We start from the raw sequence: 16175 nt of genomic DNA on the forward strand, positions 1-16175 counted from the left end.
TCCATTATAATGTATAAGCGTAAAATATTTAACAATTAGCTATGTGGTAAAAATTTCATTTTGTATGTATTTGAAACAAGAAAAGAGCACTTAATAAAGTGCTCTCGTGACGAGACTCATTTTGTAACGACTTTTTTATAGAGAAAGGAACACAGAATATTATATGAGTGCCTGTTACAAATAAAAGAGCAGCTAGCAAAAGCTAACTGCTCCGTGAATAAGAAGAACACAATGGTCATTCGTATTCAACCTTGGTGTATCTATAGTATTAACATGTTTTAGAATTTTTAATAAAAAACGGGAAAATGAGGGGAGTGAAAGGAAAAAAACTTTATATAAAGGGTCCTTTTGGAGATTTAATCTATTACTTGCACTCGTGGTAATATTCATCACATGAATCGTTATTATCGTTACAGCAGATACAAAATGTTTTTTGAATAAATAAACTAACTAGACTAGTAGGACCTTCCTGCTTTGTAAGAGTAAGACTTTGAAAATCTTCAACTTGAAATATTTTTGTTTGAACGGGTTGTAATGTAGTAGTAATTGGTATGCTAGATCTTCTTGTTAGAATAGTTACTTGAACGGGTGCACTCATACCGACAACGAATAACTGAATTAATGTTTTATTGTGATTGTTGGTGAAATCTTCAAATACTATTTGTGGAGTGGTATCTAGGAGGTCAATAGATGTAGGTATATTTCCATTTAAATTTTCTCCTGAACCACCAATTGTATGAGTCTCAACAAAACAGTTATTTTTTTGATGGTCCGAATGTGATTGGTTTTTATAATACTTTTTACCATCTTTATAAAAGTAATCAGCCATATGAATTTAAAGCTCCCTTCTTTTAGATGTTTATATAGTTTATTTAATAAAGCGAAATAGTGCTTGTACAATATATTAAAATCCGCTCTCGTAATTACTTGGAAATGTTATTTGAAAATTAAAGAGCGCCATCCAGGGCGCTCTCTGACCAAAACTAATATTGAAAAAGAATACCACATGATATTTTATGTATGTTCTTAATAAATGTGCAGTTTTAAAAAAGTATTTCTTTTGTACAACAAAGCAGCTAGTTAATAAAACTAACTGCTCGTTGTACAAAAGAAACGCTGCGCTTACAGAAATAGTTCGTAACTTAAAGGTACAAGAATAGTATGAACAGGGTTGAAAATATTATTCGGAAATGAAAGAAAACTAAACAAAAACTTCATTTTGTAGAAATAAGGAAACTAAAAAAGAGCACCATGCATAAGTGCTCTTTAAGATAGGAGGTAACACTTTGAGCTGGGTCTAGGTTAGAAGTATATGGTGTAAAAAAAGAAATAAGACCTAAATTTTATTATTAACTCAATATAAAAGAGCAGCTAGCAAAAGCTAACTGCTCAGCCCTCAGAGAAAGGGAAAAAGAAAATTACAGAGGTCACTGTGAATTCAAGCTGTATCAGCCCATTTATAGTATTGGACAGAATTTAGAATTTTATTCGGACAAACTAAAAAAGAGCAGTTATCATAGCTAACTGCTCTCACAAACCCTGCAACAATGGACTACTTTGGGGAAAAAGCAGCTTGTACTTAGTGTTAACGGAATATTGGATTTTATTCGAGGAAATGGAAATTTGAATTACTTATAAATTCCTAATAACTAAAAGAGCAGCTAGCAAAAGCTAACTGCTCAGTCTTAAAGAAAATCTAACTGGTTACAGTACATTAAAGATGGGTTATCTATAGTATGGACGGAATATTGAGTTTTATTCAGGGAGGTTGAGGGAAATGAATAATTTTAGTTTGCTACTACTTGATCTTGGTCTGCAACATCAGCATCGAATGTGTTTGTTGCACTAACACCGCTAAAGTTATTGGTAATAAAAGCATTATTTGATGAACCTGAACCATTATAAGATTTTGTATTTCCTTTTGGAGAAACGTTATAAAAATCACCTAAGTTGAAAGAACCGTTACTGGTTTGTACGACAAGGTTTCCAAGAATAGATGGCATAGCTTTCACCTGCTTTCTTAGGGAGTATTTAAATTAGTATATGGTGTATGTGTCTAGAGGTTCATCTGAGTTTAAAAATTCGAAGATATAGCTGGTGAAAAACTTAATAAAATAATCCTTTTAAAGTGAGGTTGGGAGAATGAAAGCTTTGAAGAAAAGAAAAATTAGAAAAGCAATTGCTCGCCGTGCAAAATCAGTTGAAAAGTATCAAGTCAATAAAGCTTGGAGAAACATTTTTGTACAAGCTGGTATTTTAAAGTGAACTCAAACAGAATACAGTCCGGCTAGAAAACTAGAGGACACCAATTCATTAAAGCAGCAATTAAAGCTGTTTTAGGAATAGGTGTCCTTTTTATTTTGAAAAGGGAGATGGGGAAATGAAGCCGTTAAAGGATCAGCTACGTGAGTGGAAAAAACAATCAAATCAAACGAAAAAGAAAACTAAGAAAAAGCGAAAAGAGAAGTTAAGCACTCGGGACATTGAAGGTTTAATGGGAATTCATGGCCCACGTTATGAACGTAGACGTGGAGCTTTAAGACAAAAGTAATTTAAAAATAAAAAGGAGTGGTCTTACATGACTAAACAATTATCTTTCTTACCAAAAATTGATAGAACAGCAACACAAGAGGAATTAGAAGGTGTGTTGGAAAGCGTACGTATACATAGACAGTTTGGGATGATGCGTAAAGAAATGAAAGTCACTCCTTCTTATGAAATACGTGAGCACGGTCCTACACATGCAGTCGGAAAACCGTTAGAAGATGTTGCTATAGCGAATATTCAACAAAGCAAACGAGAAGAGTGGCTTGAGAGAATGTCATTACGTATTGATCAGTTTCTAACTCGATTAGGAAACGGACGTGCTGGAAGTATTCAAAGGGATATTATTTATAAACGTTATTTAGAAGAAGAGGACGTATGTGATTACATGGTTTATAACGAAATAGGAATGTCAGAGCGTACTTACCGCCGTTGGAAGTCTAAAGCGTTTTATAAACTTGCTTTTGCGCTAGGATTAGAAGTTTGCGAGACAGAAGAAACGGGAGGTAATGAATAATGAATTTCGTTCAACCAATACGTGATCCAGAGCAAATACAGCAGCTTAAAGAGTACTTTAAGGAAAAGAGCTTACGTAACTACATTCTCTTCATTATGGGCATCAATACAGGTCTTAGAATCTCAGATATTTTGAAACTGAAGGTAGGAGATGTCAAGGGTAGTCATATATCTATGAGAGAAAAGAAAACAGGGAAGCAGAAACGAATACAAATTACCACATCTCTTAAAAGAGAGCTTAAATGGTTTATTGAAGAAAGAGAAGATAATGAGTATTTGTTACAAAGTAGACAAGGGAAGAATCGTCCTATCGGTCGCAGCATGGCATATAAGATATTAAGTATAGCCGCAGCAGAGTTCGGATTGGATGAGATAGGCACACATACATTAAGAAAGACGTACGGGTATCATATGTACATGCAAACGAAAAACATAGCATTACTCATGGAGATATTCAATCATTCGTCAGAGAAGGTCACGTTACGTTATATAGGTGTAAACCAAGATGCAATGGATAAAGCAATGACTAGGTTTAAAATCTAATCATTGCTTATTTCTTTTTAAAGGGGTATCGCAGCATTTTTGAAAAACCCTACGCTACGAGCATGTGAAATTTTATACAGTTTTTCGGCTAATCCAATAACAAACAAGAACCCTAAAACCGCGCCAAGATAGGAATGTATAAAAAAATGCACAGATCCATAGAACAAAAAAAGAAGATCCCTTGGTGAGATGTTAACTAAAATTGTATACCATATACATCTTAAAAACAGAAAAAGACTACCTTTTTCCAGTTAAAAGAAGTAGTCTTTTTCTATTACGTAATTGGGTTCCAAAAATGATGCCTTATTGCATCTTGGATAGTTTGCTCAAAGGACATTTCCCACGATTATGGAAAATATCCTTTGTTTGTTAACTTTATTGTTGGCTAGATTGTTGGTTCTTTTTAGCTTCTGCTTGAGCGTTTTGTTGTTTTACTGCTTGTACATCTGTTTCACTAGCAAATTCCGTTCCAAATTTGTTAGATGCAGATGCAGATGCAGCGTTTGTTCCTACAGAAGTTTTGTTTGGTTGTTTGTTATTATTCATTACAATCACCTCCATAAAAATTAATGTTCCCAATAAGATCGTAATTATCCAAAAAAGCTTTTAACGAATATACGATTGCTAATAGTAGGACGTTATGTCAACTTTACATAAATATGATATACAGCCTACTTGTCATGAATGATTTAGTCATAATTAAAATTCTGTAAAGGCAAAATAACCTAAAAAGCCTTTGGAGGAACTTATGAGACAATTTATCGTGATATTAGTAATGTGTATGACCATTGTTTTAAGCCCTTATCAAGCACATGCATCTGCATCTCTACCATGTAGTGTTATACTAAATCCACTCAATAAAGCAGACAAAAATGCCAAAGGGGTTGCTTTGGTCTATAAGGTGAAATTAACAGAGAGTTTTCCACGAACAAACATAAGCATTCTAGGTGTACACCTACCTGACCCAAACACTCTGGGTAATTATGATACATACGAAGGTTTTGCCTTCATTCCAGAGAAAATTAGTTGGCGATTCAAACTCTATCCTTCTGAAGAAGATGGTGGTCCTACTTGGGTGGGGAGAATTGACATTATTACAGCAGAAATGAAAGGGGTACAGATTCAAGTACGCCCATCTAATTCTAAGACCGAGAAATTAGGATTACCTGTTTTAACAAACAGTATCAAATCCTGTAAATGAAGAGAAATCCATACAACTTCTAATAACGATAATTATGTAAATAAGCTGTCTACATGGGCAGTTCATTTTATTTTTCCGCATAGCGTAGGTTATTTTGAAAAATGCTGGTCGTATCCCTATACAGTTACTCATAAATTTCGTACTGTGTAACTCAAAAGAGAAAGTTAAATGAAATCACTGATAGCAAGGGATTCAGTGATAGACTCAGTTACACACAATATAAGATATGGGTAAGTGGCAGTATCAAGGTATCAAATGGTGTATATACATAAATATAAAATGTAAGGGGGAGGTAATTGTGATTCATGTTAAATGAAGAACTATTAGAAGTAATAATTAGATACAAAAGGAATACTGGAAGAAATCCTGATGTGTTAAAGCTGAATCCAACTTATTTTAGAAATATTCTAGAAGAATTGAATTATCCACAGTGGATTATAAAAAAGAAAATGACAGAAATGAAAAAAAGTATATTCGGTGTATCAGTGGAATTAACAGATGCAGTGGAAAAATTTGAACTATGAAAAAGTTGGCAGAGTCGTGACCGCTTTTTGGCAGGAAATGTGCCGGTTATTTTGGAATTAACGTGTTATATTTGTATTGTGGGAAGTGGCGGGAAACACAACTCATTATGTTGTTTTTAAAATTCTAAACGGTTCGTAATGATGGCACATAAAATCCGAAACCAGCAGATGGTAGTGATTGAATGATACCGTTATTAGGGAGAGCTTTTGCTCTTCTTCCGGCTACTTAATAATGTTGGTGCAGATTAGTGCAGCATCATTAGGTAGCTGGAAGAAGGATAAAACTTCATTTACCGTAGTTAAAGTGCAAATTAATACTTAATGAAAAAAGCATCCATTCGGGTGCTTTTTATTTTGGAGGAGGATGAATAATGGATTTAACATTAGATGGATTAGAGCGGTGTTTTAATGAAGCTGTAAATGAAGGTGCAGAGTATGTAGCTCCAGGTATTCGTATTGTTGGATTTGTATATGGCTATTCGTTCTCAGGGATTCAACATGAGTTAGGATTATTAGCGGAATAATGATTAAACCAATAGCAATTATCGTAGGCGCTGCCGTGATCTGGGTGGCGTCTTGTTTGTTGTTAAGGGGTGATAAGTGGTGAAATAGACTTGCAATTTGAAGATTAAATATGAATATTATTATTCTAAAATGCAAAATATAGACTAGTAAACAAGCTGTTTTTGTTTTTTAGCATAGAATATGATGAATCCTAGAGTTGAGAGGAGGTAATCATATTTATGGGATGTAATTGTAATTTCAGACATTGCAGAGATTGTAATAGATTTTGGGATGATTTAATGTTTTGTAGACGCAGACATAGAGATTGTGATGACCGTCGTTGTAGACGTGACCGTGACTGCGATTGTGATGAATGCCGTCGCAGACGTAATCATGATCGTGACTGTGATAGCGATAATCGTCGAGATTGGTAAAGTCCTTTGAATGAGTGCGTTTCTTCACAGCACTCTTTTTTTGTTTATGGGTTTTCTAAATTTATACTTATTAAATACGAAGAATGTAGTTGTAATTCGATTTAAGGTCTAACAAAATAAACAAACACAACGAACGAGAATAAACAAGGCTCAAATGAGCCCTGCTAGGTGGAGATATAGAACTAATAATCCAATAGTGCTAATTAATTCTGGGAAGATGCAAAGTTTTAATTTAAATCCGTTTGGTGTTTTGATTTTTAGTTTCATAATTTTTCCCCCTCTCGTTTTTTGCCTTACAATTCTATATACGAGTTGAAGAAGCATTCTCCACAAATGGATAAAAATAATGGTAGTTAACAAAACAAACTCAACTCAACCCATATAATGGAAAAATATTGAAAATGCTATTTAATGTAACACATCATATATTTTGTTACATTAGAATTTTAAAGAGAAATGCTGTTATATCAAGGTTTCTATTGTTTTATAAAAATAACTACCATATTTTATGTAACATATTGTATAATAAAGATACATCTAATGTAACATAATGTACGGAGGGGTAAGGAATGAAGTTTGTGCAACCGATTCGAGATAAAGGAAAGTTGGAAGAAGTGAAAGAGGTTTTACGTCGCCAATCTTATCGTGATTTATTTTTATTTGAAATGGGAATCAATACAGGTCTAAGAATTAGTGACTTATTAAAGTTACATGTAAATGATGTGAAAGAAAGAACTCACATTGTAATTAAAGAACAGAAGACCGGAAAAGAGAAACGTTTCATTATCAATACAGCGTTAAGAGAAAAAATAAATGAGTATGTAAGTGGAATGAATGAAACAGATTGCTTATTTGCTTCTAAAAAGACAGGAAAACCGATCACGAGAATTCAAGCTTATCGAATTATGAATGCTGCGGCTGAAAAAGTAGGACTTGATGAAATTGGAACGCATACTCTTAGAAAAACTTTTGGCTATCATTATTACCAAAAGACAAAAGATGTAGTAATGTTGCAAACGATCTTTAATCATTCCGCTCCGTCGATCACGTTGCGTTATATAGGAATTCAACAAGATGAAATTGATAAATCATTAGAAGATTTCAGTTTATAAATAAGAGGAAAAAAGTAGCGTTTGCTGCTTTTTTATTTTACATAAAAAAAGGAACCGTTATAGGCTCCTTTTCACAATGCTATCTTATACTTATTGATTTTCCGCTTAACATCCATAAAAGCTAGCAATGCTGCTATAGCACAAAGGCCTTTAAACCAAAGGAATTCAGAAGAAAATAGTCCGCCAAAGAAAGCGACTGAGTGTACAAAACAAGTAATACCAAATAACCAAAGCATGAACTTTAATTCTTTTGAGGAATACTTATAGTTTTTAAATCTTTCCCACATATGTATCAACTCCTATTGTCCTGATGTTCTGTAGTTTTTCTTGATGATATCTCGCATGTTTAGGATAAAGAATAGAAGAAAAACCAAGGCTATGATACCGTAAATCCAGTAGTATGTATGTCCTGTTGTGAATTCAGTATAAAAAGAAAGGGAATTCCAAACTAAAAGGATGGTTGAACAGATAGTAGAAATCAATAATGAACTAAAATTTCTCATGATTTTCACCTCGATTCAAAATGTTAGAGATTATCTATAATTTTACATTTAGATAAACAGATTTGCAATAATAGGATTTAAAGGAATTACCGTGAGGTGGTGTAAATGGAAGAAGAAACTATAAACGTTCCTACATGCTCTGTTTGTAATGAGCCTTGCATGTGGGCATTAAAAATGCCATTAACTATTACTCATTTTGATAAAACATATATCCGTGAAGCAAATACGGATAATGCTCATATATGCATTGAGTGTTTAGAGAAGGAAGTGCAAACAATTGGATAAGGGGGCAGGTGTTATGTAATTATGGCCAGACAACGAAGTCCAGACCGTAACAAAGCGTATGAAATATTTAAAGATCATAATGGTGATATTACGAATCGTAAAATCGCCGAATTGTTGTCTACATCCGAAAAAACTGTAAGTGAAAAAACAGTTGGCGGATGGAAATCGAAAGATGGATGGATAGACAAATTAAATGGAGTACTCCATAAAAATGAACGGAGTACTCCAATGGAAGATACGGAGTACTCCAAAAAGAAACCAGGAGCACCCAAAGGTAATAAGAATGCTGTAAATAATCGTGGTGGAGCTAAAAAAGGTAATAAAAATGCTGTCGGTAATTCCGGTGGTGCTGCTCCACTACGTAATGGTAATGCAGCTACTCATGGTTTATATAGAAAGTACTTACCGCAAGAAATATTTGATTTAAAAGAAGAATTAATAGAAGCAATTAATAATGACCCTTTAGCAATCATATGGGAAAGTATTATGCTGCAGTACACTCAAATCATTCATGCTCAACGTATCATGTTTATTAGAGATAAAGAGGACATGACAAAGGAACTTCGAAAGAAAAAGCTCACCGAAAGCGGATTTGAGGAAGAATGGGAAATTCAATTCGCCTGGGATAAGCAAGCTAGTTTTTTAAATGCTCAATCGAAAGCAATGTCAACGCTAGTAACCCTTATTGAAAAATACGATAGGTTAGCTAATACCGAGGAACAAAAACTACGAATTGAGAAACTTAAGAAAGAAATTGCTTCTATTAAAGTTGATGGTGACACTAATCAGAATACAGAAGACTGGAAAGAGTCACTTATGAAGATAGCAGAGCGCAGACGTAAACAAAAGGAAGCTGAAGCTAATGAGTAATACGGCTTTTAGTGAATTTATGGAGATTATCGATGTTTATTGGGATGATCCAGTTGCGTTTGCCGAGGATATGCTTGGTTTTTATCCAGATGAATGGCAGAGAAAAGTTCTTATGGATTTGGCACAAAGTCCAAAGGTTTCAGTACGATCTGGCCAAGGTGTTGGTAAAACAGGTCTTGAGTCAGTTGTTGTTATTTGGTTCCTCTGCTGTAGACCGAATCCAAAAGTTATTTGTACAGCTCCTACAAAGGAACAGCTATTTACTGTACTTTGGGCTGAAATAGCGAAATGGTTAGAAGGCAGTGCGGTTAAAAATCTACTTAAATGGACTAAAACACGAGTATACATGATTGGCAGTGAGGAACGTTGGTTTGCTACTGCTAGAACCGCAACAAAGCCGGAGAATATGCAAGGCTTTCACGAAGACTATATGTTATTTGTATGTGATGAAGCTTCTGGTATAGCAGATCCTATTATGGAAGCTATACTTGGTACTTTATCTGGTGCAGAAAATAAATTGTTTTTATGTGGAAACCCAACAAGAACAAGCGGTGTATTTTATGATTCTCATAATCGTGACAGAGATTTATATAAAATACATAAAGTATCTAGCTTAGATAGCCCTCGAACCAGTAAAGACAATATAGAAGTATTGAAAAAGAAATATGGCGAGGGTTCAGACGTTTGGCGTGTACGTGTACTTGGTGAATTTCCTAAAGCAGAAGCAGACGCTTTTATTCCACTAGAAATTGTAGAGCAAGCAGCATCTTGTAAAGTGGAGCCAACTGGTGAAACACTTGACTTAGGTGTTGACGTTGCACGATTTGGTGATGATGAAACTGTAATTGCTCCAAGGATAGGAAATAAAGTGTTTAAATTATTAAACCACTATAAACAAGATACTATGGAAACTGCTGGTCAAGTATTGAAATTAGCTAAGGAATACATGGCAAAGTACAAGCAGTTAAAAAGAGTTGATATAAAAGTCGATGATAGTGGTGTTGGTGGTGGTGTTACGGACAGATTGAAAGAAGTTATTAAATCTGAACGATTACCATTCAAAGTATATCCGGTTGTGAATAACGGGAAGCCGCTTGATGATGAGCATTATGATAATGCAGGTGCAGAAGGTTGGGCCGTAGTTAGGGATATACTTGAAGAGAATATGAAAGCATTTATACAGGGTGAAGAACCTACAATGGAGATTCCAAATGATGAAAAAATGATTTCTCAATTTTCTAGCCGTAAATACAGACTAACAAGTAGAGGTAAGATTGCATTAGAGCGAAAAGAAGAAATGAAGAAACGCGGATTGCAATCACCTGATAGAGCAGATGCTATAGTTCTAGCCTTCTATAAACCAAAAGTAGTTATGGGTGGAAAGGTTAAAAGAGTGTAGTCGGACATTAATTGTTCGGCTATTTCTTTTGCTCTTTATTAATAGAAGAAAGGAGGACATACAAACGATATGAGCGATAAGAAAACCATAAAGAATGTAAAAGTATTTGGTATTAATAAAGCTGCAGACGACCCAAAGAATAAGGAAGATAACAGCAAGCAAATGGCAGTTGATCCATTCGCTCAATCATATAGTGATAAAGGATTAATTAAACCTCCTTATGATATGGCAACTCTACTGGATATAAAGGAAAGTAATCCTATTCATTCTGCTTGTATTAGCGCAAAAGTCGATGATATTGCTGGTGTTGGTTTTGACTTTGCCCCTTTTGAAGAAGTAAAAGAAGCAGCGAGCCAGGAGCAGTATAAAAGATTAAAAGAATTCATGCGTAATTGTAATCCAGAAATGACAAGTTCAGAAATCATAAGAGCCGTATGGGATGATTATGAGACAGTTGGCTGGGGAATTATTGAAGTTGTTCGTAATAACAAAGGTGAACCGTCAGAATTATACCACATTCCAGCTCATACAGTTCGTGCCCATAAAGATAAAATTCGCTTTGCTCAAATCGTAAGTAACAAAGAACGATGGTTCAAAAAGTTCGGTTATCCTGATGAGTTTCGTCTTGCGGATGGTAAGGAATTAAATGCAGAAGATATTGCAGAAGATGGAACAGAAAAAGCCGGAGAAGTAATTGTTATTCGCAAATTCGGTTCTCGTTCTTCTTATTATGGGATACCTAATTACGTTAGTTCTATTGGCTCAATAGTTGGCTCTCAAGCAGTAAGAGATTACAATATTAACTTTTTCACGGGTAAGACTATTCCAGATGCTTTGTTATTTCTTGAGGGCGTCGATGAAATAGATGAGGGAACGGAAAATGAATTAAAAGCGTTCTTCTCTGCAGAAACAAAGGGTGAACATCATAAGTTGGCCGTAGTTCCTGTTCCATCAGGAGCAAAAGCTAGATTGGAAAAAGTCAGCCCTGATGTAAAAGAAGGTAGTTTCCGTTTGTATAAGCAGGATAGCGCAATGGAGATATGTGTGGCCCATCGCGTACCGCCTTATCGTATTGGTTGGGCTATGACAGGTTCATTAGGACAAACAACTGCTAAAGAAATGAATGAGATGTACAAGCGTTCTATTATTGAACCTGGACAAGAAATATTAGAACACCGATTAAACAATCAATTGTTCCGTGTATTCGCTAAAATACTAGGCGGTTTAGATTGGCATTTCAAATTAAATGAAATCGATACTGATGATCGTGAAGCAGATTTGAAGTATGCAAAAGATAGTTATGAAGGTGGAATATTAAAACTAAATGAGTCTCGTAAGGTAGTAGGTTATGAACCTGTACCAGGAGGAGAAAAATTCTTTGATGGTACAACTGAATCTTCTCCACCAGAACCAATTGCAAAGGCTGCAGATGATGAACAAGATAACTTAATTGCTATTAATGCGTTTAGGGAAAAGCATGAAGAAATAGAGAAAGCTATGCAAAAGAAGGTAGCTGATTTTTTTCCGAGCAGGGAAAACGGCTCTTAAACCTGCTTCCCGTAATTCGTATTAATAAAGCAGATGAAGAGATTGATCTTGTAATTGCAGAAGCAGAAGTTGATGAATTTATGGATAATGTTGATTGGGATGAGGAACGACAAATGTTTGTCGATGAAGTCACTGCTACGCTACAGGATGATGTAACAGAATTTGTACAAAGTACCATTGCATCAAATGGTTTAACCTGGATGGTATTAGATCCAATTGGTGACGTTGCTGCAAAATGGGTTGCTGCTTATGCATTTGAATTAGCAAAAGGAATCCATGAAACCACTAAAGATAGATTAAGAGAGACAATGTTAAAGAATCTTAGTGAGGGAATGGGTGTCGATGCATTAAGTGTTTCTATTGCAGATGTGATGTCAGAAGCAAGTAACTATAGAGCAATGATGATTGCACGTACAGAAACAACATATGCAATGAATTACGGCAATTTAATCGCTTATAAGGGTGCAAATAGAAGCAAGAAAACATGGCTTACAGGCAACGATGAGCGTGTTTGTAAAGAATGTGGTGGTTTACATGGGGAAACGGTAGATATTGATGATTTATTTAGTAATGGAAAGATGTGTCCGCCAGCTCATCCTCATTGTCGCTGCACTATGATCTCAGAAGAGTAATATAACACACCTATTTGATTGGGGTTTCATCGTCAAAACGTATACGGCTTTAAATTGGCTGCTATGCGTTTTGACAGTGGAACCCCAATATTTATAGGGAAGGAGGTAAAAACGATGGGATACGAACTAAAAAACGCCAATATCAGTTATGTTTCATTAGTTACAAAGGGCGCAAACGGTCGTCAATTTGCCATTATGAAAAGCGAATCTGCTAAACAACCAAATATATCAAAACAGGTTCCAATCCTTAAAACAGAGGAAGATAAGCAGCTTGTTACAGGTGTGGTATATGAACCATATGTAGAAGATACACATGGGGATACAATGACCGCAGAAGAAATTGAAAAGGCTGCATATACCTTTATGGATAATTACCAACACATCGATAAACAACACGATGAAATCGCTGGTAAAGGGACAGTAGTTGAAAACTGGATTGCTAAAAGTGATATGACAGTAGGCGAACAAGAAGTAAAAGCAGGAACATGGCTTATGACTGTTCGTGTTGATGATACAGACACCTGGGAAGAAATTAAAAAAGGTGAAGTTACTGGCTTTTCAATGGGGGGATTTGGCGAACGTGTAGAAATCGCAAAAGCAGATGATCTTACTCATGAAGAGAAAGGCATTATTCGTAAAATGGTCGGTTTCTTCAAAGGTGAGAAACACGAGATTAAAAAGGGAGAAGTAAAAGATCGGTTTGTAGATGAAAGACAGAATCGTGATTTACGTGCTGTTTTTAATTTGTTCGAAGATGTGTTCTATTGGGAAATTTGGGAGAACAATCCCGATATCGATCGGATGACAGCTGCTCTTGATGATATGAAGGAAATCCTTTCTTCTATTAAAGGCGGTTATACCATTGCGAAATCTGAAGACAGTGTACAAGCAGAAAACATTGTATTAGAAAGTATTAAAAAAGCTGGGAAAGTTTTATCCCAAAAGAATCATGCAAAATTAGATGAAGCATTAGCTTTAATTAGTGAAATAAAAGAAGCTGCTTCACCAGAGGAGGAAGAAGAAATGAAAGCAGAGGATATTGCAGAGGTTGTTAAACAAGCAGTAGCGCCACTAGCTACTAAGTTAGATAAGATTGAAAAGCAGGTGAATGGCGAAGAGCCTACACCAGAAGAGCAAACAGATGAGGAGAAAGTTGCAGCGGTTATTCAAAAAGCATTAGAGCCATTTGCTGAACGTCTTGGTAATCTTGAAAATACTGCTTCAGTTCGTAAATCGTTAGATCCTGATGGTGATCCAGTACCTGGACAACAACCAATTAAAAAATCTATATGGACAGGCGTTAACCTGTAATATAAGGAGGAAATATTAATATGGGAACAACATACAACAATCAGCAATTATTAAATCGTCTATCTAAAATTGAAAAGACAATTACTACAGGTTCAGTTTCTTCTGGTTTATTAAATTCAGAGCAAAGTAAAGAATTCTTTAGAATGGCATTTGACGCAACACCATTCTCTCAATTACATCGAAAAGAAATGCGTAAAGCAAAACAAGGTGTACTTGATAAAGTTGGTATTGGCGGCCGCATTCTACGTAAGAAAACAGAGAATAAAGATGAGGATTACCGTGCAGGTGTTACTACATCAACTATTCCATACAATACAAAAGCACTTCGTCTACCTTGGGAAATTACAGAAGAAACGCTGCGTGAAAATATTGAAGGGGAAGGCTTTGAAGATACTGTAATGGCACTTATGTCAAGTCAAACAGGTGTTGATTTAGAGGATTTACACTGGAATGGTGATGCTGAATCATCTGATCCATTTTTATCAATTAACGATGGTTGGTTAAAGAAGATTTTAAAATCAAAAGAATCGCATATTATTGACCACGCTAAATTAGTAACTGGTACAGGGGAAGAAGCAAAAGCTAATGGATTTGGTAAAGGATCAATCTTTGCTCTATCTGGTGTAATGCCAAATAAATATAAAAATAGTAATCTACGTTGGATTATGTCACCAAATCGTAGAGAAAAATGGATTGAATATTTAACAAACCGTCCTACAGGTGCAGGTGATGCTGCATTACTAGGAGCAGGAGACCAAGTTAATAAACCGATGGGATACGGAATTGTTACAGTTCCTACTTTATCAGATGACATTATTATTCTTGCAGATCCACGTAACTTTATTGCTGTTAACACATATGAAACTCGCATTCGTAAAACAACAGAAGGTAAATCTGCAGTAATGGAAGATAAACGATTCTATGTAATTCATTTTGATGATGATGCTGTTATTCAAGAAATGGATGCAGTAGCAATCCTAACAAATATTCCGGATACGTTTGGAGCTTAATAACCAGGCGTATTTTTTATGGGAATAAACCCTTTGTTATCAGGGTTTTGAATGTATACTTTTTTAATGTTTGCTTGTTTTTAGTAGAAAACGAGATAGAACCAATAAAACCAATAATTCGAATGTAAACTTTCATGTAATAGTTTACATTCGTGAAAGGGGTGTTAATTATGAAAGTAGTTACGCTGCGATACGGTGGCACTTACACCGCTTATGGACAAAAGTTTAAGAATGGCCAAGAGGAAACAGTTGCAAATGAAAAGGCTGATTACCTTGTAAGTACTGGACATTTTGAACTTGTAAAAGAAGTCGATAAGAAGGAGAAAGAAACATAATGGATATTACCATGCAGGACATTAAAGACCGCGTAAATGTGCAGAAAATGCCTGATACAGTTATTCAAGAACTAATAGATTACTATTCGGTTATTACTAAAAAGTATTTAAGAGTCAAACCGGAGAATCCAATGAAAGAAATCATCCAAACAAGCAAACTAGCTTGGCTTTCTTTTCCTGCTGAATCTATAGCAAAAGTAACTCATGTTAGTTCAAAACAAGATATGTCCGATTCTATTACAGTAAATGGGCGTATTGTTTATGGTTTATCCGAAAATCAATTGTATGAATTCGAATATAAGATACAAGATTATGATGATCTGCAGGTACTTATGAGGAAATGTATTATTGATTTGGTTATTTCTGCAATAGGTCGTGCTAAATTACAACGGAAAGGTATGAAGACATCCGAAAGTATAGGGGATTATTCGTACCAGATTAGCCCAGAAGCGCTAGACGAACCTGCTACAAATAATAAGATACTTAATGGTTTAAAAGCGTTTAGAGCAAGAGTTAAGCCAGTGATGGCCACATGAGTATGTACTTTGACGATGGTGATATGGATGATTTATATATTCATGAAGTAGTTGTAAAACGAAAAGAGAGAAAGAAACAATCCTCTGGTAATTATGCAGAAACAGAAGAGGAAATTTACGAGAATATGATTTGCCGTGTAACTACTAATTCTGCTGCTGATAATGAGAGATTTAAGCGTGACAAACAAAATTTCGATACAACCTTTAAGATATATGCACCTGCTTCATACAAAATTAAGCCTAACGACCGTATTCATTTCAAAAATGAAGAAATAGGCGTTGATTATACATTTGAAGTAAAAGGAGAACCACGTAATCCTGCGTTTATGAATCATCACATTGAGATTTATTGTGAAAAGGTGTGATTC

At 35.2% G+C, this 16175-nt stretch carries 24 protein-coding genes; 19 read left to right on the forward strand and 5 right to left on the reverse strand.

Going from position 1 to position 16175, the window contains the following annotated elements:
• Positions 1-364 precede the first annotated feature (364 nt).
• Both CER22_RS15495 and CER22_RS15500 read right to left on the reverse strand, forming a co-directional pair.
• Positions 365-829 (reverse strand): exosporium protein D, encoded by a 465-nt coding sequence (locus tag CER22_RS15495; RefSeq protein WP_088609061.1) that lies wholly within the window; start codon positions 827-829, stop codon positions 365-367.
• A gap of 958 nt (positions 830-1787) precedes the next feature.
• Positions 1788-2003, reverse strand: coding sequence for a spore germination protein (locus tag CER22_RS15500; protein ID WP_088609062.1), 216 nt, complete (start codon positions 2001-2003; stop codon positions 1788-1790).
• A 139-nt stretch (positions 2004-2142) separates the two neighbouring features.
• Between CER22_RS15500 and CER22_RS15505 the strand changes: the two genes are divergently transcribed.
• The 4 genes from CER22_RS15505 to CER22_RS15520 all read left to right on the forward strand — a co-directional run bounded on the left by CER22_RS15505 (position 2143) and on the right by CER22_RS15520 (position 3603).
• On the forward strand, positions 2143-2265 hold the full coding sequence (locus CER22_RS15505; protein WP_088609063.1) for a DUF3983 domain-containing protein: 123 nt from the start codon (positions 2143-2145) through the stop codon (positions 2263-2265).
• Positions 2266-2380: 115 nt separating this feature from the next.
• Complete coding sequence (locus CER22_RS33075) at positions 2381-2551, forward strand: hypothetical protein (protein WP_088609064.1); 171 nt, start codon at positions 2381-2383, stop codon at positions 2549-2551.
• A 27-nt stretch (positions 2552-2578) separates the two neighbouring features.
• A complete protein-coding gene (locus tag CER22_RS15515) occupies positions 2579-3061 on the forward strand; it encodes an ArpU family phage packaging/lysis transcriptional regulator (protein ID WP_088609065.1) in 483 nt (160 codons plus the stop codon).
• Entirely contained in the window at positions 3061-3603 is a 543-nt protein-coding gene (locus CER22_RS15520; protein ID WP_088609066.1) for a site-specific integrase, read from the forward strand. Before CER22_RS15515 ends, CER22_RS15520 begins: the two co-directional genes overlap by 1 nt.
• A gap of 375 nt (positions 3604-3978) precedes the next feature.
• Here the strand turns inward: CER22_RS15520 and CER22_RS15525 are convergent, their stop codons facing one another.
• Positions 3979-4149: a gamma-type small acid-soluble spore protein gene (locus CER22_RS15525; protein ID WP_243707048.1), complete on the reverse strand. Its 171-nt coding sequence runs from the start codon at positions 4147-4149 to the stop codon at positions 3979-3981.
• A gap of 202 nt (positions 4150-4351) precedes the next feature.
• On the opposite strand from CER22_RS15525, the gene CER22_RS15530 reads away from it, so the two are divergent.
• The 5 genes from CER22_RS15530 to CER22_RS15545 all read left to right on the forward strand — a co-directional run bounded on the left by CER22_RS15530 (position 4352) and on the right by CER22_RS15545 (position 7378).
• Positions 4352-4804: a hypothetical protein gene (locus CER22_RS15530; protein ID WP_088609068.1), complete on the forward strand. Its 453-nt coding sequence runs from the start codon at positions 4352-4354 to the stop codon at positions 4802-4804.
• Between the two features lie 305 nt (positions 4805-5109).
• Positions 5110-5328, forward strand: coding sequence for a hypothetical protein (locus CER22_RS15535; protein ID WP_000930974.1), 219 nt, complete (start codon positions 5110-5112; stop codon positions 5326-5328).
• Positions 5329-5699: 371 nt separating this feature from the next.
• Positions 5700-5852: a hypothetical protein gene (locus CER22_RS33080; protein ID WP_165915417.1), complete on the forward strand. Its 153-nt coding sequence runs from the start codon at positions 5700-5702 to the stop codon at positions 5850-5852.
• A gap of 219 nt (positions 5853-6071) precedes the next feature.
• Entirely contained in the window at positions 6072-6266 is a 195-nt protein-coding gene (locus tag CER22_RS15540) for a hypothetical protein (RefSeq protein WP_088609069.1), read from the forward strand.
• Between the two features lie 569 nt (positions 6267-6835).
• Complete coding sequence (locus tag CER22_RS15545) at positions 6836-7378, forward strand: site-specific integrase (RefSeq protein WP_088609070.1); 543 nt, start codon at positions 6836-6838, stop codon at positions 7376-7378.
• 71 nt (positions 7379-7449) lie between these two features.
• On the opposite strand, the gene CER22_RS15550 is transcribed toward CER22_RS15545, so the two are convergent.
• A complete protein-coding gene (locus CER22_RS15550; protein WP_002166956.1) occupies positions 7450-7665 on the reverse strand; it encodes a hypothetical protein in 216 nt (71 codons plus the stop codon).
• Positions 7666-7677: 12 nt separating this feature from the next.
• Positions 7678-7881: a hypothetical protein gene (locus tag CER22_RS33660; RefSeq protein WP_088609071.1), complete on the reverse strand. Its 204-nt coding sequence runs from the start codon at positions 7879-7881 to the stop codon at positions 7678-7680.
• A 105-nt stretch (positions 7882-7986) separates the two neighbouring features.
• Here CER22_RS33660 and CER22_RS15560 point away from each other — a divergent pair, with 105 nt between their 5' ends.
• From CER22_RS15560 to CER22_RS15605, 10 genes are all read left to right on the forward strand, one after another.
• The gene (locus CER22_RS15560) at positions 7987-8166 is read left to right on the forward strand and encodes a hypothetical protein (protein WP_088609072.1); all 180 of its coding nucleotides are present in this window, start codon (positions 7987-7989) and stop codon (positions 8164-8166) included.
• Between the two features lie 21 nt (positions 8167-8187).
• Positions 8188-9036 carry a phage terminase small subunit gene (gene terS, locus CER22_RS15565; RefSeq protein ID WP_088609073.1) on the forward strand — a complete coding sequence of 283 codons (849 nt, stop codon included), beginning with the start codon at positions 8188-8190 and terminating at the stop codon, positions 9034-9036.
• Positions 9029-10435 carry a DEAD/DEAH box helicase family protein gene (locus CER22_RS15570; RefSeq protein ID WP_088609074.1) on the forward strand — a complete coding sequence of 469 codons (1407 nt, stop codon included), beginning with the start codon at positions 9029-9031 and terminating at the stop codon, positions 10433-10435. Before terS ends, CER22_RS15570 begins: the two co-directional genes overlap by 8 nt.
• Before the next feature lie 69 nt (positions 10436-10504).
• On the forward strand, positions 10505-11983 hold the full coding sequence (locus tag CER22_RS15575) for a phage portal protein (protein WP_088609075.1): 1479 nt from the start codon (positions 10505-10507) through the stop codon (positions 11981-11983).
• Between the two features lie 113 nt (positions 11984-12096).
• The gene (locus CER22_RS15580) at positions 12097-12615 is read left to right on the forward strand and encodes a phage head morphogenesis protein (RefSeq protein ID WP_088609150.1); all 519 of its coding nucleotides are present in this window, start codon (positions 12097-12099) and stop codon (positions 12613-12615) included.
• 114 nt (positions 12616-12729) lie between these two features.
• Complete coding sequence (locus tag CER22_RS15585; protein WP_088609076.1) at positions 12730-13926, forward strand: XkdF-like putative serine protease domain-containing protein; 1197 nt, start codon at positions 12730-12732, stop codon at positions 13924-13926.
• Between the two features lie 20 nt (positions 13927-13946).
• A complete protein-coding gene (locus CER22_RS15590; RefSeq protein ID WP_088609077.1) occupies positions 13947-14936 on the forward strand; it encodes a major capsid protein in 990 nt (329 codons plus the stop codon).
• A 170-nt stretch (positions 14937-15106) separates the two neighbouring features.
• A complete protein-coding gene (locus tag CER22_RS15595) occupies positions 15107-15271 on the forward strand; it encodes a YqbF domain-containing protein (protein WP_000869888.1) in 165 nt (54 codons plus the stop codon).
• Entirely contained in the window at positions 15271-15807 is a 537-nt protein-coding gene (locus tag CER22_RS15600) for a hypothetical protein (RefSeq protein ID WP_088609078.1), read from the forward strand. The genes CER22_RS15595 and CER22_RS15600 overlap by 1 nt, the downstream gene beginning before the upstream one ends.
• Positions 15804-16172, forward strand: coding sequence for a hypothetical protein (locus tag CER22_RS15605; protein WP_088609079.1), 369 nt, complete (start codon positions 15804-15806; stop codon positions 16170-16172). The genes CER22_RS15600 and CER22_RS15605 overlap by 4 nt, the downstream gene beginning before the upstream one ends.
• Positions 16173-16175: the final 3 nt, after the last annotated feature.

The organism is Bacillus sp. K2I17 (genome assembly GCF_002209985.1).
GTDB classification, from domain to species: domain Bacteria; phylum Bacillota; class Bacilli; order Bacillales; family Bacillaceae_G; genus Bacillus_A; species Bacillus_A wiedmannii.

What these genes read in the sequence shown, in the direction of transcription:
- CER22_RS15535 (WP_000930974.1), top strand. Translation starts at nt 5,110, where the DNA reads ATGTTAAATGAAGAACTATTAGAAGTAATAATTAGATACAAAAGGAAT.
- CER22_RS15495 (WP_088609061.1), bottom strand. Translation starts at nt 829, where the DNA reads ATGGCTGATTACTTTTATAAAGATGGTAAAAAGTATTATAAAAACCAA.
- CER22_RS15515 (WP_088609065.1), top strand. Translation starts at nt 2,579, where the DNA reads ATGACTAAACAATTATCTTTCTTACCAAAAATTGATAGAACAGCAACA.
- CER22_RS15550 (WP_002166956.1), bottom strand. Translation starts at nt 7,665, where the DNA reads ATGTGGGAAAGATTTAAAAACTATAAGTATTCCTCAAAAGAATTAAAG.
- CER22_RS15530 (WP_088609068.1), top strand. Translation starts at nt 4,352, where the DNA reads ATGAGACAATTTATCGTGATATTAGTAATGTGTATGACCATTGTTTTA.
- CER22_RS15575 (WP_088609075.1), top strand. Translation starts at nt 10,505, where the DNA reads ATGAGCGATAAGAAAACCATAAAGAATGTAAAAGTATTTGGTATTAAT.
- CER22_RS15545 (WP_088609070.1), top strand. Translation starts at nt 6,836, where the DNA reads ATGAAGTTTGTGCAACCGATTCGAGATAAAGGAAAGTTGGAAGAAGTG.
- CER22_RS15505 (WP_088609063.1), top strand. Translation starts at nt 2,143, where the DNA reads ATGAAAGCTTTGAAGAAAAGAAAAATTAGAAAAGCAATTGCTCGCCGT.
- CER22_RS15595 (WP_000869888.1), top strand. Translation starts at nt 15,107, where the DNA reads ATGAAAGTAGTTACGCTGCGATACGGTGGCACTTACACCGCTTATGGA.
- CER22_RS15600 (WP_088609078.1), top strand. Translation starts at nt 15,271, where the DNA reads ATGGATATTACCATGCAGGACATTAAAGACCGCGTAAATGTGCAGAAA.
- CER22_RS15590 (WP_088609077.1), top strand. Translation starts at nt 13,947, where the DNA reads ATGGGAACAACATACAACAATCAGCAATTATTAAATCGTCTATCTAAA.
- CER22_RS15585 (WP_088609076.1), top strand. Translation starts at nt 12,730, where the DNA reads ATGGGATACGAACTAAAAAACGCCAATATCAGTTATGTTTCATTAGTT.
- CER22_RS15570 (WP_088609074.1), top strand. Translation starts at nt 9,029, where the DNA reads ATGAGTAATACGGCTTTTAGTGAATTTATGGAGATTATCGATGTTTAT.
- CER22_RS33660 (WP_088609071.1), bottom strand. Translation starts at nt 7,881, where the DNA reads ATGAGAAATTTTAGTTCATTATTGATTTCTACTATCTGTTCAACCATC.
- CER22_RS33075 (WP_088609064.1), top strand. Translation starts at nt 2,381, where the DNA reads ATGAAGCCGTTAAAGGATCAGCTACGTGAGTGGAAAAAACAATCAAAT.
- CER22_RS15580 (WP_088609150.1), top strand. Translation starts at nt 12,097, where the DNA reads ATGTTTGTCGATGAAGTCACTGCTACGCTACAGGATGATGTAACAGAA.
- terS (WP_088609073.1), top strand. Translation starts at nt 8,188, where the DNA reads ATGGCCAGACAACGAAGTCCAGACCGTAACAAAGCGTATGAAATATTT.
- CER22_RS15540 (WP_088609069.1), top strand. Translation starts at nt 6,072, where the DNA reads ATGGGATGTAATTGTAATTTCAGACATTGCAGAGATTGTAATAGATTT.
- CER22_RS15605 (WP_088609079.1), top strand. Translation starts at nt 15,804, where the DNA reads ATGAGTATGTACTTTGACGATGGTGATATGGATGATTTATATATTCAT.
- CER22_RS15520 (WP_088609066.1), top strand. Translation starts at nt 3,061, where the DNA reads ATGAATTTCGTTCAACCAATACGTGATCCAGAGCAAATACAGCAGCTT.
- CER22_RS15560 (WP_088609072.1), top strand. Translation starts at nt 7,987, where the DNA reads ATGGAAGAAGAAACTATAAACGTTCCTACATGCTCTGTTTGTAATGAG.
- CER22_RS15500 (WP_088609062.1), bottom strand. Translation starts at nt 2,003, where the DNA reads ATGCCATCTATTCTTGGAAACCTTGTCGTACAAACCAGTAACGGTTCT.
- CER22_RS15525 (WP_243707048.1), bottom strand. Translation starts at nt 4,149, where the DNA reads ATGAATAATAACAAACAACCAAACAAAACTTCTGTAGGAACAAACGCT.
- CER22_RS33080 (WP_165915417.1), top strand. Translation starts at nt 5,700, where the DNA reads ATGGATTTAACATTAGATGGATTAGAGCGGTGTTTTAATGAAGCTGTA.